The 17,206-nt window shown below is 37.9% G+C and carries 14 protein-coding genes and 1 other RNA gene; 12 read left to right on the forward strand and 3 right to left on the reverse strand.

Annotated elements, in window-relative coordinates:
• Positions 1-65 precede the first annotated feature (65 nt).
• On the forward strand, positions 66-989 hold the full coding sequence (locus IPI99_08780; protein MBK7340608.1) for a DUF4249 domain-containing protein: 924 nt from the start codon (positions 66-68) through the stop codon (positions 987-989).
• Between the two features lie 139 nt (positions 990-1,128).
• Positions 1,129-3,873, forward strand: coding sequence for a CotH kinase family protein (locus tag IPI99_08785; GenBank protein ID MBK7340609.1), 2,745 nt, complete (start codon positions 1,129-1,131; stop codon positions 3,871-3,873).
• 48 nt (positions 3,874-3,921) lie between these two features.
• On the opposite strand, the gene fsa is transcribed toward IPI99_08785, so the two are convergent.
• From fsa to IPI99_08800, 3 genes are all read right to left on the reverse strand, one after another.
• Positions 3,922-4,581: a fructose-6-phosphate aldolase gene (gene fsa / locus IPI99_08790; GenBank protein ID MBK7340610.1), complete on the reverse strand. Its 660-nt coding sequence runs from the start codon at positions 4,579-4,581 to the stop codon at positions 3,922-3,924.
• A 24-nt stretch (positions 4,582-4,605) separates the two neighbouring features.
• Positions 4,606-4,697, reverse strand: an RNA gene (gene ffs, locus IPI99_08795) — signal recognition particle sRNA small type.
• 14 nt (positions 4,698-4,711) lie between these two features.
• Positions 4,712-5,419: an RluA family pseudouridine synthase gene (locus tag IPI99_08800; protein ID MBK7340611.1), complete on the reverse strand. Its 708-nt coding sequence runs from the start codon at positions 5,417-5,419 to the stop codon at positions 4,712-4,714.
• On the opposite strand from IPI99_08800, the gene IPI99_08805 reads away from it, so the two are divergent.
• From IPI99_08805 to murG, 10 genes are all read left to right on the forward strand, one after another.
• Complete coding sequence (locus IPI99_08805; GenBank protein ID MBK7340612.1) at positions 5,418-6,257, forward strand: 1,4-dihydroxy-6-naphthoate synthase; 840 nt, start codon at positions 5,418-5,420, stop codon at positions 6,255-6,257. The genes IPI99_08800 and IPI99_08805 overlap by 2 nt on opposite strands.
• Before the next feature lie 686 nt (positions 6,258-6,943).
• Positions 6,944-7,396: a division/cell wall cluster transcriptional repressor MraZ gene (gene mraZ, locus IPI99_08810; GenBank protein MBK7340613.1), complete on the forward strand. Its 453-nt coding sequence runs from the start codon at positions 6,944-6,946 to the stop codon at positions 7,394-7,396.
• Positions 7,383-8,291 (forward strand): 16S rRNA (cytosine(1402)-N(4))-methyltransferase RsmH, encoded by a 909-nt coding sequence (rsmH, locus tag IPI99_08815; protein MBK7340614.1) that lies wholly within the window; start codon positions 7,383-7,385, stop codon positions 8,289-8,291. Before mraZ ends, rsmH begins: the two co-directional genes overlap by 14 nt.
• 5 nt (positions 8,292-8,296) lie before the next feature.
• A complete protein-coding gene (locus tag IPI99_08820; GenBank protein MBK7340615.1) occupies positions 8,297-8,620 on the forward strand; it encodes a hypothetical protein in 324 nt (107 codons plus the stop codon).
• 3 nt (positions 8,621-8,623) lie between these two features.
• Positions 8,624-10,741: a transpeptidase family protein gene (locus tag IPI99_08825; GenBank protein MBK7340616.1), complete on the forward strand. Its 2,118-nt coding sequence runs from the start codon at positions 8,624-8,626 to the stop codon at positions 10,739-10,741.
• A gap of 23 nt (positions 10,742-10,764) precedes the next feature.
• Positions 10,765-12,219, forward strand: a complete 1,455-nt coding sequence (locus IPI99_08830) for a UDP-N-acetylmuramoyl-L-alanyl-D-glutamate--2,6-diaminopimelate ligase (GenBank protein ID MBK7340617.1) — start codon at positions 10,765-10,767, stop codon at positions 12,217-12,219.
• A gap of 122 nt (positions 12,220-12,341) precedes the next feature.
• A complete protein-coding gene (locus IPI99_08835; GenBank protein ID MBK7340618.1) occupies positions 12,342-13,598 on the forward strand; it encodes a phospho-N-acetylmuramoyl-pentapeptide-transferase in 1,257 nt (418 codons plus the stop codon).
• Positions 13,599-14,909: a UDP-N-acetylmuramoyl-L-alanine--D-glutamate ligase gene (gene murD, locus IPI99_08840; protein ID MBK7340619.1), complete on the forward strand. Its 1,311-nt coding sequence runs from the start codon at positions 13,599-13,601 to the stop codon at positions 14,907-14,909.
• Positions 14,906-16,093, forward strand: coding sequence for an FtsW/RodA/SpoVE family cell cycle protein (locus tag IPI99_08845; protein ID MBK7340620.1), 1,188 nt, complete (start codon positions 14,906-14,908; stop codon positions 16,091-16,093). The genes murD and IPI99_08845 overlap by 4 nt, the downstream gene beginning before the upstream one ends.
• Complete coding sequence (gene murG / locus IPI99_08850) at positions 16,090-17,190, forward strand: undecaprenyldiphospho-muramoylpentapeptide beta-N-acetylglucosaminyltransferase (GenBank protein ID MBK7340621.1); 1,101 nt, start codon at positions 16,090-16,092, stop codon at positions 17,188-17,190. The genes IPI99_08845 and murG overlap by 4 nt, the downstream gene beginning before the upstream one ends.
• The last annotated feature ends 16 nt before the right edge of the window (positions 17,191-17,206 follow it).

Consider the following 17,206-nt stretch of genomic DNA (forward strand, 5'->3'; position numbering starts at 1 on the left):
TATATGTTTTGCCTTGATTAATAATTCAACATTTTATATATTTTTGCCATGTGAATGGTATTAGAATGTTACTGGCATTGACTTGCTTTGCAATATTATCTTCTTGCACTAGTGAGTATATACCTGAAGGCGATCATGTGACCCCTGGTTACTATATGGTTTGTTTTATAAGTCCGGATGCACCGGTCATTGCGACGATCGGAAAATTTGTAAACCCATTTTCAAATGATTCTGGATTGCCGGAAACGCCATATGTACTGAAAATGGAAAATGAACATAAATCTTTCCCTTTTTATGTCTTGCCGAACACAAATGGAAGGAGACTCAAATTATTATCTAATGCCGAGAAATTGGATGGAGCTTATAAGCTCCATTGGTTGACCTCGGATAGCGTGGTTCTCACCGCCCAAACAGAAATACCCAGTTCGACTATTCAATCCAACAGTCTCATCGTAGAATTATTTAATCCAAATTTCTCTGAAAGTGGAATTCGCCAAAGTATTGATGTTCGAATTTCGTGGAATGATGAAAGTGATACGGATAATTATTATCATTTAATTCCTTATAAAGTTAATTATCGTTTTGACGTCACTTCAGGTAAATTTGTAATCAATACCGAGAATCCCAAAGAAGCTTTGGAAATGAGTTTTATAGACAATCATCAGAATAATCAACTCCTTCTGCAGCACGAACCCGGCGCTCTAATTGCGGAAGATAATTCTAATGCAGGACAGCTATCTTATCGATTCAGACTAAGAACAAATGGTATCATTGATCTTAAAAAAGAAATATTCAAACATATCCAGTTTGAATTGAGAAAGGTAACTAAAGATTATTATTTGTTTCATAGAAGTGTTGCTTTACAACTTGCAAATAACAACCAGAGAATACCATTGTATGAACCTATCCTGACACATACTAATGTTTCAGGTGGTTATGGAATATTTGCTGGATACCGATCCATATTCCAAGATAAATTGTTCCAGTAAATATTCGGATTAGTTAATTCAATCTTGTCAATCGATTGAGATTTTATTCTAGGTGCTGCATGATATAAATAATCCATAATAAACTTGCTCGCAATTCATCGAGAGAAAACTTTATCTTGTGGGATAATCTCAAAGCAGTATGTCACGGTTGTATTTTTTGATATTAAGCTTCATTACTCTCGATTTAATTAGTGCTTATAAATCGACTGCCCAATCCATTGTTTTAGATTCATCAAAATTACCGATTTGTATCATTGAAACCAGAGGTAAAACAATCGTAAACGAGCCACGTATAAGAGCTTACTTGAAAGTCATAAATAATGGTCCCGGTAATACGAATTATACAAAACAGCCAACCTTTGAGTACAACAATTCCATTGACATTGAAATCAGAGGCAATAGCTCCCAAGCTTATCCGCAAAAACAATATGGTTTTGAACTTAAAGACAGTCTGAGCGGAGATGATATTGCAGTTTCTTTACTTGGTATGCCTGAAGAAGAGGATTGGATTTTGTATGCACCCTACAATGATGTCAGTTTACTAAGAAATGTACTGACTTACCACCTATGGAGTGAAATGGGACATTGGGCTCCGAGAACCAGATATTGCGAACTGATATTGAATGGAAGCTATCAAGGTATCTACATTTTGGTTGAGAAAATCAAAAGGGACAAGAATCGTGTTGACATTGCCAAAATGAACCCTGAAGATACAAGTGGTACAGAGCTGACAGGAGGATATATCATGAAAATAGACAAAAGCAATAATCCTGGAGATAAAAGTTTTGTTTCCTCGGTTAAATCAACAAATAATTCCAATATAACTTGGCTATATGATTACCCAGACCCCTCAGATATCAAATTAAAGCAGCAAGATTATATAAGAAGGTATATTGACAGTTTTGAAAAAACTTTGGTTGGTGCTAATTTCGATGACCCTATTGTCGGCTATCGCAGATACATCAGCACTCCTTCGTTTATTGATTATCTGTTACTCACCGAGTTTACACGCAATGCAGACGCTTACAAAGCCAGTAGTTATTTTCATAAGGAGAAACAAGAAGACGATGGATCAAAAGGTCAACTAAAAGCAGGACCCGTATGGGATTATAATTTTGCATATGGGAACGCGAGTTTCTGTTCTGGCGCTTTATTCACAGGATGGATGTATAATGGCTGTGTTCCTGCTACTTTACCTACGCCGGTCATGTGGAGAAGATTGCTTGAAGATCCTGTTTTTGCGAATGAAACCAGATGCAGATACCAAAGTTTACGAAATGGCGGAATATTGGATACCAGTTTAATTTTTTCCTTTATTGACAAATATGCTGCGGATACTTTGATGGATGCCATGAACCGACACTTCAAAAAATGGCCAATATTAGGCACAAATCCTGGGGGATTTAATGCATATGTTGTCAGGTCATATTCAGAAGAAATTGGGAAAGTAAAATCCTGGATCTGGAATCGACTCCAATGGATGGATGCAAATTTAGGAGGTTCTTGTGCACCTGCGATAGCTCAAATCAAAGTGGATGCTAAAATTCCGTGCAGCACAGATAGTATACCTAAGTTAGACCTTAAGCAGCCTTTTGATCGAGAACCTTTTAACTATACTGGAAGGGAAGTGGTCAAATCCATACCAACTAACATAGTCCGATGGGTGCTTGTCGAACTGAGAGATAATGATGATAGTACTAAACTGATTGCACAGCGAGCGGCGCTGTTGCGATCAGATAATATAGTGGTTGATACAAACTTCAAAAGCGGTGTTTATTTTAATAATATTTCTCCCACTGATCAATACAAACTAATGGTGAGATATGATGTGTATAGCTATATTTTATATAATAAAACTGTTAGTTTACCTATTTCTGTTGCAATTGATCTAACCAAGCCAATTACTCATAAAGAACCAAATATCGGTTCTCCCCTCAGTTTCCTGATTCAAGATACAGTAACACATACCATTTGTGTAGGAAAAGAAGCTGATTTGGATTCTGCATTTTTTAATTTTTTGCCCATTAGGTTTGATTCAGTTACGATAGAATCTGATAGCCTCCAAATTGTACCTCTCGGAGATCACGCAATTGTTTCTGCTACTCATCCGGGTGACTATATTGTTCATTCTTATTTGCATTGTCCTCCGAACTACCATGTGCACGTTTTATTTAAATTGAAAGTTTTGGCAGGACCGATGGTTGAGATTTTAGGACCCAAAGGAATTTGTCCCGGCTCAACTGTTGAATTAATTGCTAATTCTAAAGCTGTACAGTATTTGTGGAATACGGGAATCAATGAGAGAAAAATGAACATTCAGAGCGGAGGATTATTTCAGGTTACAGTTACAGATGAAAATGCATGTACTGCAAGCAATGAAATAAATGTGGAGTCTTTTCAGGATATTGCAGGTGATATAATCGTCGAGAATCAACCGGAGGATAGCGTGTGTGCTTTTTACTTCAAAGCTACCACAGGAATGAATTCAGGATATCATTATATATGGAATTCAAAGTTTAATCAAGATACATTTTATTCGGCGGATCCCAGAGTAAATCTTACAGTGATAGATAGCAATCAATGTGAGAAAATGTACACAGCACTTTGTCAACTTACAACATCATCTCAAACCTTTGGATTGGAAACAGTGCAAGTCATTCCAAATCCAAATCTCGGCACCTTTACTTTGGTTTTTCCTGATAAGCTGAGCAGTGATAAACTTTTGAGTTTATATTCTGTCGAAGGTAAAATACTGTTTAACGCCAAAGGTCAGGAGAGGGATCGAATTACGTTTGACTTGAAACTGCCACCAGGTATATATATTATACAATTAACAGAGCGATCTGGATTATTGTGGCAAACAAAAATGGTGGTAGTTCCTTAATCCAAACCAAGTATTGAAGGTTTGGAACAAGAAGCATTCCTTGTCTAATTATTTTGCAGCAGCTTTTTTGTGGTCTGAAAGAAATTTTTCCAAGCCAATGTCTGTAAGTGGATGTTTGAGTAAACCTAATATCGCATCCAAAGGGCAAGTGGCTACGTCAGCTCCGGCTTTTGCAGCTTCAACTATATGAAGTGGAGATCTGATCGAAGCAGCCAATATTTCTGTTTCAAAACCTTGGGTCATATAGATCTCGTAAATCTCTTTCACCAATTGCATTCCATTCCAACTGATATCATCAACTCTGCCGATAAACGGTGAAATGTATGTTGCACCTGCTTTTGCAGCTAGTATTGCTTGACCGGCACTGAAAACTAAAGTACAATTGGTCAAAATGTCTTGTTCTGTGAACGCAGAAATAGCCTTAATTCCATCTTTGGTAACGGGAACTTTCACGACGATATTTTCAGATATAAGTGCAAGATCTTTACCTTCCTTCATCATGCCTTCAAAATCTGTGGCAATCACTTCTGCACTCACATCGCCATCTACTAGGTCACAAATTTTTTTATAATGCCTGAAAATATTCTCTTTTCCTGTGATCCCTTCTTTTGCCATAAGACTTGGATTGGTAGTAACGCCATCCAATATACCCAGGTCTTTTGCTTCTTTGATTTGATCTAAGTTGGCGGTGTCAATAAAAAACTTCATATGTTGTATTTTGAAGGTAAAAAAAATGGTAAGAACCCAACGACCGCTCAACTTCCTACCCTTGCTGTATTTCTACCCTGGGGGAGTTCAGAAGGAGCCGATCAAGAATCCTTACCGGACGCAAAATTAATCAATGCTCGCTATTTTCTTTAGGAAAAAAAATATCTAGTCCGGTCCAATACTCTTTGGCCTTAGGATAATTCAAAAATGTCATTCTTTCTTTCAAAGTTGGGTGGTCAAAACTAAGTGAATAAGCATATAGTGCCAGTAAATAACCTAGTTTGGTAAGGTTGTTCCCATACTTTACGTCCCCCAACAACGGACAGCCGATATGCGCCATTTGGCTCCTAATTTGGTGAGATCGGCCAGTAATCAATTGGATATCAAATATATAACGGCCTTCATGGGTTCCCAGAAGTTTGTATTTCAGCCTCGAATCCTTCGCTCCTTCCAAAGGTTCTTCATATACGGAAGTGCGGTTGATGCTTTCATGTTTGAGCAGAAAATGATTGAGTTCGTCTTCGTCCTTTGGGGGAGCAAACCCACTGACAGCGAGATAATGCTTTTTTATCGTTCGAGCTTTCATCTGATCTTGCAGCCTGATGAAGGCTTTTGAAGTTTTTGCCAGTACCATGACACCACCCACCGGTCTGTCTAATCTTTGGACTAGACCGACGTAGGCCTCACCTGGTTTTTCATATTTTATTCTCAGATATTCTTTCACCATATCCACTAGATTTGGGGCTCCTGTCGTGTCTGGTTGAGATAAGACGCCCGGTTGCTTTTCTATCACTATGATATGGTTATCTTCGTAAAGGATTTTGAGTTTATACTTCATGTCGATCGACCAAAATATCAAAATAGCCATTTCTCCCTGTCCAAATGACACATTCATTTTTGGGGCATGGCTGATTGGACTACTTAACAAAAGAAGTACCATAAAGTTATCTGAAACATCCTTCATGGACATTTCAGAATTGAATGAATATGCGCTTACCGGAGAGCCTGACATAGTCAAAGTGTCAGCTGTAAGAGTTGGCCAGCTGAGCGATAAATATTACATATTGAATTGCGGAGGAGCTTTGGGAGAAGATTGCGGACCAATTCTGGTATCTGCCCACGAGCAGAAACCCCAAGATTTCAGCTTGATGAAAGTAGTCTTGCCTGGAAAAAAGACAACCGCCCATATTCTATTTCAAGATGCTTACCCTGCTGTCCATCGACTTACATATGCACTATTTTCAGAGATCGACAGCCTTGTAGCAGCCAAGAAGTTTGATGCTGGGGTACTTATCCATGAGGGACGCTTTACATACCGCAAGAAAAAGCTTCATCTGTGGTCTGATCTTGGAGAATTATGGGTAAAAAAATATGAACTTCCCATTCCATTGGGGCTCATCTTAGTGAAAAAAGAGTTAGGTGTGGAATTCGCCAGACGAGTGTCTGATCAGATCAAACAGAGCATAGAGGTCGCCAGAACTCATCCAGTTTTATTGAAGGAATATATCGCATTGCATGCCCAAGAGATGGACCAAGAAGTAATTCAAAATCACATTGATTTATATGTAAACGAAATGAGCTGGGATATGGGTCCAAGGGGTAGAGCAGCAGTCGAAGAGTTGTTGAGAATTGCGAATGAATTACCTGCTGGAGGGAATAGACTAGAATTCATTTAGGAGAGTTTGCATTCAAGATATTCTGAATCATAAACTTCTTGAAAGTTTACCTTTTCGAGTTTAAGACAACTATATTTCCAACCTTGCTCAGAATTTGTCAATTTTGGATTTGCATAAAGGAAACTGAACGCGAACCAAGTTGTGATACAATTTATCTCTTTTTAATGGTAAACTATAGAGTTTACAGAGTCAGTGAGTATTACCATTCGTCTACATTAATGTTGTACCCTGAATCATTTTGGACTGATACATGAAATTAAAAACGACTACAACCGCTAAGTTTATCAATGTAGTTTTCACCAGGCTAATTAAGTAGTATTAAGCCACATACTGACTTTGTAGGATTCATGCTTCCGAAGTCGAAAGGACGATATATACATGGTTCCTCCTTTTCTGGGATTAAACACATGACAAATTATTTATATATAAAATAAATTTAATCCTTATCAATTGGTAATTTAATAATTTATATATTTATCTTTGTATAATATATATGTCTTTCCTAAAGAGGAGATTACATCTTAAGAATATACACTTTTTGTTTGCATTGTATTCACATTTCGCTTATACGCTGATTATCAACCACATTAATATTAAAAAAAAATATATTTTTTGTGGGCGAAAGTGGGAAAAAGTGGAAATGGAAACATATCTTTGTGTCAACAACCAACGAAGAGATCTTTCTGATGTACGACCTGACTGGAGAGTTTGAAGTAAAGCTGGACGACAAAAGCCGCCTCAGACTTCCTGCGCAACTTATGAAGCAACTTGCGCCAAACGTATCAGGAAAATTGGTTCTCAATCGTGGTTTTGAAAAGTGTTTGCTCCTTTACCCGGCAGATGTCTGGGCAGAAAAGACGAAGGAAGTCAATCAACTGAATACATACAATGCAAAAAAACGTGCCTTCGTAAGGTACTTCTATCGCGGCGCGACAACGGTTTTGCCGGATGCAAATGATCGCATATTGCTTTCTAAGTCTTTGATGGAACATGCGGGAATTGATCAAGAAGTAATCTTGCTGGCGTATAATAACCAAGTAGAGGTATGGTCCAAAGGGACTTATCTGGCGATGGTGGCGCAAGAACCCGAAAATTTTTCGGATCTCGCAGAAGAGATATTTGGTGATGGGAATGGATGAGAGTAATTCATATCATGACCCCGTATTGTTGATAGAGTCGGTCAAGGCCCTGATTCGAAAAAAAGATGGGCTTTATATAGATGGGACTCTCGGGGGATCCGGTCACTCAAAGGCATTTCTGAGTGTGTTGGATGATGAAGGGAGGTTGATTGCTTTTGATCAGGATCGAGCTGTTGTCAGGAATTTGCCCCAAGACAATCGCTTTGTTTGGGTTCATTCCAACTTCAGGTATTTAAAGAAATACCTGCAATATTATAAGATTGAAAAGATAGATGGTGTGTTTGCAGACTTAGGAGTCTCATCGTATCATTTTGATCAGGAGGATAGGGGTTTTTCATTTCGATCCGGAAGTCCGTTGGACATGCGAATGAGTGAAGCAAATCCAATGACAGCTCATGATGTGTTGATGAGTTATTCGCAAGATCGTTTGCTCGCTGTTTTTCATGATTTTGGTGAGCTGACGAATGCCTCGCGAATAGCTGCAAAGTTGGTGAGTGATCGGAAGAATAGATCTTTTGGAAGTTGCATTGAGTTTGCAACTTGGCTTGAGCAGTTCTCTTACGGAAAGCCACATCAATTTTTGGCGAAGGCATTTCAAGCATTGCGAATGGAGGTGAATGAAGAGATTAAATGTCTTCAGGAATTTCTTGAGCAAGCTGGAGAAATGTTGGTTTCCGGTGGTGTGTTGGCTGTGATCAGTTATCATTCGCTGGAAGACCGCGTGGTAAAAAATTTTCTGCGCGGCACAGCAAATGATGAAGCTGAAAAATTTTATGGGAGAAGAAAAAAAATTTTTCTGGCTGAAAATAAAAAAGTTATACAGCCTTCTGAAAATGAACAATCGAAAAATCCCCGATCACGATCAGCGAAACTACGTATAGGTATCAAAATATAGAAAACATGGAATTTAACAAACCTCCAAAACTCGATCACAAAAAATACAGCACGGTAAGTTCGATGCTGTTGTTTAAAAATCTGCCTTTCTTGTTCGTGCTGTGTCTATTGGGATTATTTTATATCGCCAACGTGCATTATGCTGAAAAAAATATGAAAAAAAGTCAGGTTCTATTAGATGAGTTAAAAGAAATAAAGTGGGATTACTGGACATTGAAATCCGGAATTTTGTACAATAGTACAGAGTCGCAAATTTCAAAAAAAGTTTCCTCACAAGATATATTGATCAGAAAGGAAGCTCCACTTAAATTGGTTCAAGTGGAAAACTAGAAAATGAGTAGAAAAAAGGAATTCTTATTACGCGTTTATGTGGTGTTTGGACTTTTTAGTCTGGTTGCACTTGTGATGATAGGAAAGGCCTTCTATATCAGCCAGGTCGAAGGAGATTACTGGCGTGCAAAAGCCAAAGAACAACTTTTTGTGCTGATGCCTTTTGAAGCTGAGCGAGGAAAAATTCTCGCTGATGATGGAAGTCCAATGGCGATTTCACTACCGTTCTTTGAATTGCGATTTGATACTCAAGCTCCTGGAATGAAAGACAAAAACAGAGATCTGTTTAAAGAGAGTATAGACTCTTTGTCTTTGGTTTTGTCACAGAGCTTAATTCCTGATAGATCACCATCAGAAATTAAAACCTGGTTGGTAAGAGAGCGTAAGGCAAAAAATCAATATGTTTTAATCGCTCGAAATGTAGATTACAATACATTAGAACTCGTTAAAAAATTTCCATTATTCAGGTATGGTCAAAACAAAGGTGGTCTTAGGACAATAAGGCACAACCGTCGGGAGAAACCTTTTAAGATTTTGGCAAACCGGACTATAGGATTATTCAGAGACAGTCTGTCCATTGGATTAGAAAATTCATTTAACGAAATACTTAAAGGTGAAGAGGGAGAACGATTGATGAAAAAAATCGGAGATCATCAATATCTTCCGGTAGATGAAGTTTCAGAAATTGAAGCCAAGAAAGGCAAAGATATTGTCACGACACTTAATATTGGAATTCAGGAAGTGGCGCAGGAAGCTCTTGCAGAGGCGATGCTCACTCACAACGCAGATAAGGCATGCGCTGTAGTGATGGACGTGAAAACAGGAGCGATTTGTGCGATTGCGAATTTGGGTAGAAGCGAAAGTGGGGAATTGGTGGAGAATTATAATTACGCGGTAGGATATTCTTCAGAACCTGGATCTACTCTCAAAACTGCTTCGACACTTGCTATGTTGGAGGAAGGCGCTGTGAATCTAAAAACGCCTGTATCTCTTGGCAACGGAATTACTTATTTTTATAATAAGGAAATGAAAGATTCGCATACGCCAAATATTTCTGCTGCGGATTTATATTATGCATTTATTGAATCATCCAATGTAGGGATTTCAAAGTTAGCATGGAGTTCGTTTGGCAATAGCCCTTCAAAGTTTGCAGCTTATTACGAAAAGTTTGGATTAACACAAAAAACAGGAATTGAGATTGGTGGCGAACCATTTCCGGTAATTAAAAATCCAATAAAAAATAAAAATACTTGGTATGGTACTACCATACCTTGGATGTCGGTGGGATATGAATTACAGTTAACACCGTTGCAAATATTGACATTTTACAATGCCATTGCAAACAATGGACGTATGATGAAACCGTTTTTGGTGAAAACAATATTGGATAACGACGAAGAAGTGAAACGTTTTTCTCCGACGGTAATGAAAGATTCAATTTTTTCAGAGTCTGCACTTAATCAAATACATGAATTACTCAAAGGAGTCGTTCAGGAAGGTACTGCCACCTTATTGAAAAATGATTATTACAGCGTAGCTGGTAAAACAGGCACTGCAGTAACAAATTATTTTGTTAAAGATGATCTCCATAAAGATTATCAGGCTTCTTTCTGTGGATATTTTCCTGCAGAGAATCCAAAATACAGTTGCATTGTGGTAGTGTACAATCCCACACAAGGTGGATATTATGGTGGACAAGCAGCTGCACCGGTTTTTAAGAAAATTGCTGACCATTGTATGCGTACGCATATGGAGCCGGTTACAGCAATTAATCAACAGCCTCGGCCATTGCTTGCCTCTGAGTTGTTGCCGGTTGGAAATTATGGACATCGATCTGATTTTAAGGAAATTTTTCAACATATCGGCGTTCCTTTCAAACAGGAGACCAAAGGTGAATGGATTCGTACAATTGCAGATCACAGCGGCGTATTTATTGTGCCTGTACAAAATATTAAAAATTTAATTCCGGATGTGAGGGGAATGGGACTACGCGACGCAATGTTTTTGCTCGATGATTATGGAATAAAGGCAATTCCTGTAGGTCGTGGAAAAATTGTCAGGCAAAGTAAAGATCCGGGGAGTATCATAAGCAATGAAAATTTGATATTGTATTTAGAATAAATAAAATAAGTTCTTTGAAAAGTTTGTCAAATCTGATTTCTAACTGGAGTAATATCCGGATTGTAGGAGATACACAGAAAGAAGTCAGAGGAATTTGTCAGGATAGTAGAAAGATAAAATCCGGGGAAATTTTTGTGGCGAGAAAGGGTGATGTATTTGATGGACATCATTACATCAATGAAGTAATTCATCGCGGTGTAGAAGTGATATTGTGTGAATATCTTCCACATGATTTGCATCCGAGTGTTTGCTACTTGATTTCAGATAAGATGGATAGCGATATTCTTCATTTATTAAAAGAATATTACAATAATCCATCAGAACATCTGATTCTCACAGGAGTCACCGGCACAAATGGAAAGACCACAACGGCCACGCTACTGTTTCACAATTTTAGGGCTCTGGGTTTTAAGTGCGGTTTAATTTCGACGATAAGAATCATTATACATGATCATGAATTGGAATCAACTCATACTACTCCTGATTTAATTAGTTTATATGCTTTGCTCAATGATATGGTTGAGGCAGGATGTAGCCATGTATTCATGGAAGTGAGTTCACATGCTCTTGTACAAAATCGCATTGCAGGTTTAAAATTTGCATTGGCAATTTTTACAAATATTACTCAGGATCATCTGGACTTCCATGGGACGATGACTGAGTATATTAAGGGGAAGAAAAAGTTCTTTGACCAATTAGAGAAATCTTCATTTGCATTGATCAATTCAGATGATAGGAATTCATCTGTCATGGTACAGAACACAGTTGCAAAAGTGTATACATATGCAATCCATTCACCTGCAGATTTTCAATGCAAGATTTTGGAAAGCGATCTGAATGGCATGGAGTTGAGGTATAAAAATATTTCTTTATACACCTCACTCATTGGCGAATTCAATGCATACAATTTAATGGCTGTTTTGGGTTCGAGTATATTGTTGGGTGTAGAAGAGCAAGAAGCGATGCAGGCTATTTCTTCTCTCAAACCTGTGGAGGGTAGATTTGAATGGATAAAAGGTCATTCGAAAAAACTAACTGCTGTAATAGATTATGCACATACCGATGATGCTGTTGAAAAAATACTGCAATCGATCAGATCTATTTGCATGCCACAACAAAGGATCATAACTGTGCTTGGTTGTGGTGGGAATCGGGATAAGGATAAAAGACCAAAAATGGCTCAAGCTGCAGTGTTGAACAGTGACCAAGTCATTCTTACTTCCGATAATCCTCGAAACGAGGAGCCGGGAGATATTATAGAAGAAATGGAAAATGGCCTAACTGCAGATCAAAAGAAAAAAACATTGTCAATTGTAGATAGACATCAAGCAATTAAAACTGCTTGTATCATTGCAAATACCAATGACATCATATTAATCGCCGGAAAGGGGCATGAAAAATATCAGGAAATTAAAGGAAAGAAAATTCCATTTGACGACAAAAAAGAGATAGAAGAATTGTTCATTCAAGATATATAAGATTATAGAGTAGGTTCTATTATCATTCTCAGGTTGGTTTTAACAGTTACAGCAGGTTTATTCAACCAAAGGGATTGAATCCCTGCTGTACTGTTAAATTTTTTCATTGACGTACTTCAAAAATGTTATATTATTTATTTCAATTTACCGAGAAAATATTTCACTTGCCAGGTGGTAGGCTATTTCAGTATATTACCTTCCGCGCTTTGCTGGCATTGATTATTTCATTGGTGATCTCCATGTTGTTTGGGGGTCGCGTGATTGGTCTATTGAAAAAACTTCAGATTGGTGAGACTGTACGTGATCTGGGTCTATCAGGTCAAAAAGAAAAAGAAGGCACCCCTACTATGGGTGGTGTCATTATCATTATGGCAATCGTGATACCAACCTTATTGTTGACGAGGTTGGATAATGTGTATATTTTATTGATGTTGTTTGCCACACTATGGATGGGCTTGATTGGATTCGCCGACGATTATATCAAAGTATTTTTAAAAGATAAAGCCGGATTAAAAGCCATTTTTAAAATTTCTGGGCAGTTTGTATTGGGATTGGTTATTGCTATAGTGATGTTGTATCATGATGATGTATTGGTACGCATGCCGAAATCAGAAGCATTGAGATATAATTATCCGATTGAACAAACCATTTCCATTGCGGACCCGGGTAAAGAAAAATTGACAGAGTTTGTCTATGTTAAAACAGCATTGACAAACGTCCCTTTTTTGAAAGGTAATCGATTCGATTACACTTGGGTCATTAATTTCATGGGTGATAATTCAGGGACTTTCATTTGGATGATTTATATTCCATTGATGATATTTATTGTTACTGCAGTAAGCAATGCGGCTAATCTTACTGATGGATTAGATGGATTGGCCACAGGCATCTCAGCAATTATTGCTGCGACGCTCGCTATTCTCGCATATGTTTCCGGTAATACGATAGTAGCTGATTATTTGAATATATTTTATCTACCTTTCTCAGGAGAACTTGTGATATTTTCTGCTGCATTTTTAGGAGCATGTATTGGATTCTTATGGTACAATTCTTATCCTGCGAAAGTATTTATGGGAGACACTGGAAGTTTGACACTTGGTGGGATAATTGCAACTCTTGCCATTTTGTTGCGGAAGGAATTATTGATCCCATTACTATGTGGTGCATTCTTTGTTGAGACATTGTCTGTGGTCATACAAGTGGCTTATTTTAAATATACAAAAAGACGTACAGGTGAAGGCAAAAGGATATTTTTAATGTCGCCTATACATCATCATTTTCAAAAAAAAGGTGTACATGAAGCCCATATCGCCGTAAGATTTTGGATCGTCACCATATTTCTGGCTGCACTCACAATCATCACCCTAAAAATCAGATAGATGATAGTGATACTCGGTGGCGGTGAAAGTGGAATCGGAGCAGCTCTTCTGGCTAAGAAGAGAGGACTTCCGGTTTTTGTATCGGATAACGGAAAGATTCAGGACCATTTTGTCAATGAGTTGGTAGAAGCAGAAATTGATTTTGAACAAGAGGGGCATGATTTTATTTTTGACCTTACTCCTGAATTGGTAGTCAAAAGCCCAGGAATCTTAGATCAGGCAGAAGCAGTTAAATATTTTAAGGATCAGAGTATTGAAATCATTTCTGAAATAGAGTTTGCTTTTCGTTACGTCAATGGAATATTAATTGGTATCACGGGGAGCAATGGTAAAACCACGACCACGAATTTAATGTATCATTTACTCCATTCGGCTGGTAAAGATGTGGCCAAATGCGGAAATGTGGGTTATTCTTTTGCTAGAGCAGTGGCTGAACGTGATCACAGTTTTTACGTGATTGAGTTAAGTAGTTTTCAGTTAGATGGGATTGTTCATTTTAGACCAAATATTGGAATATTACTGAATATTACCCCAGACCACTTAGATAGATACGACAATGATTTTGAAATATATATAAGGTCTAAATGGAGAATTTTTAGGAATCAGTTATCTGAAGATTATGCCATTGTAAATACAAAAGATAAAGTGCTTGCCGAAACCCTATCGTCACAGAATTTGGCAGCAAATGAAATTCAAATCGATGCTAGTCTGAATGCGTTGCAAATATTGAAGGATCATCAGGAGTATTTGGTCAATTTAAGTGATTCTTCTTTAAGAGGGCAACATAATGCAGTTAATGCCGCATGTGCCATCAGAGCTGCTCAAATATTGGGCCTGGAATCCTCATCCATTCAGGAAGCGATCACATCATTTGTAAACGATCCACATCGGATGGAGTTGGTATTCGAACATGATGGTGTTCGTTGGATAAATGACAGCAAGGCCACAAATGTAGATTCAGTTTACTGGGCTTTAGATTCTTTATCCGGTAATATAATTTGGATTGCAGGGGGACTGGACAAAGGAAATGATTATACCGCAATACAGGATCTGGTGAGAACTAAAGTGAAGGCGATGGTTGCGTTGGGCAAAAAGAACGAGACGATACTGACCGCTTTTCGTGATGTAGTAGCGAGAGTATATGATACACATGATATGGAGTCAGCTATAAAGATTGTAAAAGAAATAGCAGAATTTCAAGACACTGTTTTATTATCACCTGCTTGTGCCAGCTTTGATTTATTTCAAAATTATGAACACAGGGGAAATAGTTTTAAAGATCAAATTAAAAAACAAATTCAAAGTTCATGACCAGTTTACCCGGAATTCAACAGCTTAAGGAGAGTTTTAAAGCAGATCGTGTTCTTTGGACGATTATATTATTATTGAGTGCTTTTTCATTATTAGCAGTATTTAGTGCGTCAAATAGCATTACTAGATTTAAGACTGACACAACTCTGTATTTTATGATGAAGCACGTACCTTTTATTGTATTGGGTATAACCACAACCTGGGCAACCAGTAAAATACATTATAATGAATTCAATCGCTTGGCTCCTTATTTATTAATACTAGCCATTGTTTTATTGGTCATCACTTTATTTTTTGGAGTGAATATCAACCAGGCGAAAAGATGGTTGTATGTTCCTTTTACTGATATAACATTTCAAGTTTCTGACTATGCAAAAATTGCATTAGTAGCATATTTAGCACGATCGATCTCTGTCAAACAAGATTATATTAAAGATTTTAAATCTGCTTTTGTCCCTTTGTTATTGCCTGTAATCATTGTATGCGGACTGATAGCGCCTTCCAACTTTAGTACAGCCGCATTACTTTTTGGTACCTGTTTTCTCATGTTGTATGTCGGAAGAGTTTCTATAACTTCTTTAGTTGGATTGGTCGGCCTTGGAATCGCATTATTTGGGGTCTTATATCTTGTGGATACATTAATTCCAGGAGCAGTGCGAATGGGAATCTGGATCAATCGTGTCGAGGAATATCTAAGCGCAGACGGAGGCGGATATCAAGTGCAACAAGCTAAAATAGCTATCGCTCAGGGTGGATTATTTGGTGTAGGACCTGGATTAAGTATGCTACGCAATTTTATACCTTACTCTTATGCTGATTTTATTTATGCGATTATATGTGAGGAAGGTGGTTTAATATTAGGTGGTATTGTAATTATTTTATTATACGTTGCTCTACTTTTTCAATGTACAAGGATTGTAACCATGATGCCAAAAACATTCGGAGCAATGTTGGCAATAGGAATTGGTCTGAATATAGTTGTCCAGGCATTTGCAAATATTGCTGTATCCCTCGAATTGGTGCCTGTGACAGGTCAGACTCTTCCAATGGTGAGTATGGGTGGGTCATCGCTATTGTTTACATGCATTTCATTTGGTATGATACTCAGCGTGAGTAAGCATATTAACGAATTGAAACTCGAACCGGATTCAGAAGAAAGCATGGATGAATCGAACGAGCAATGATGAAATTCATAATTAGTGGTGGCGGAACGGGAGGACATGTTTTTCCTGCAATAGCGATAGCTGATGCAATTAAGGAGAAACTACCGAACGCTGAAATCAGGTTTGTTGGCGCCATCGGAAAATTGGAAATGCAAAAAGTTCCGGAAGCGGGTTACCGGATAATTGGTTTAGATATTACTGGATTTCAAAGGAAGTTCAGTTTGCAAAATATAAAATTGCTTGGGAAGCTGATCAAAAGTTTGTGGGTGGCTTCTGGTATCTTAAGTGAAGTGAAACCAGATGCAGTGATTGGAGTAGGAGGATATGCCAGTGGAGCGGTGCTTCAGGTGGCAGGTTGGAAGGGGATTCCAATTTTTATTCAGGAACAAAATTCCTATCCTGGATGGACAAATAAATTTGTGGCTCGATATGCAAAGAAAATATTTGTTGCATCAGAGGGAATGGAGAAATTTTTCTCGCCTGATAAAATCGTGATGACAGGAAATCCGGTTAGGTCCACACTTTGTGAGAGACAGCGTATTGAGGATGATTATAAAAAGTTTGGATTGGATCCACTCAAGAAAACTATTTGTGTTTTCGGTGGAAGTCTTGGGGCAAGAACGTTAAATCGATGGATGGAGCATCAAGAGCCAAATTTGCGAATGATGTCTGAAATACAAATATTATGGCAGGTAGGTAAAATATATGAGGAAGAGTATAATTGTAAAAGTATAAGCAAATTAGCCAATGTAAAAATGCTTGCTTTTATTCAAGATATGGAGTCTGCTTATACAATCGCTGACTTAGTAATATGCCGGGCAGGAGCATTGACATTAGCTGAATTATTTGTTATGGCAAAGCCTTCCATACTCGTACCTTCTCCTAATGTGGCAGAAGATCATCAAAGAAAAAATGCAGAATATGTAGTCAGCAAAAAGGCAGCATGGATGGTTTTGGATCAAAATGTTGATACTGAACTGTTCCCATTGATGGAAAGCCTGCTCGGTCAAACTGCGCAACTCAACTTGGTAAAGCAAGCTTGCAGGAATTTGGCTAAACCTGACGCTTCGAAAAATATTGTAAGTGAAATATTAAAAGTATTGAATAAAGCTCAATAATTTATAAAACTGAAAT

Source organism: Saprospiraceae bacterium (genome assembly GCA_016710235.1).
GTDB lineage: Bacteria > Bacteroidota > Bacteroidia > Chitinophagales > Saprospiraceae > Vicinibacter.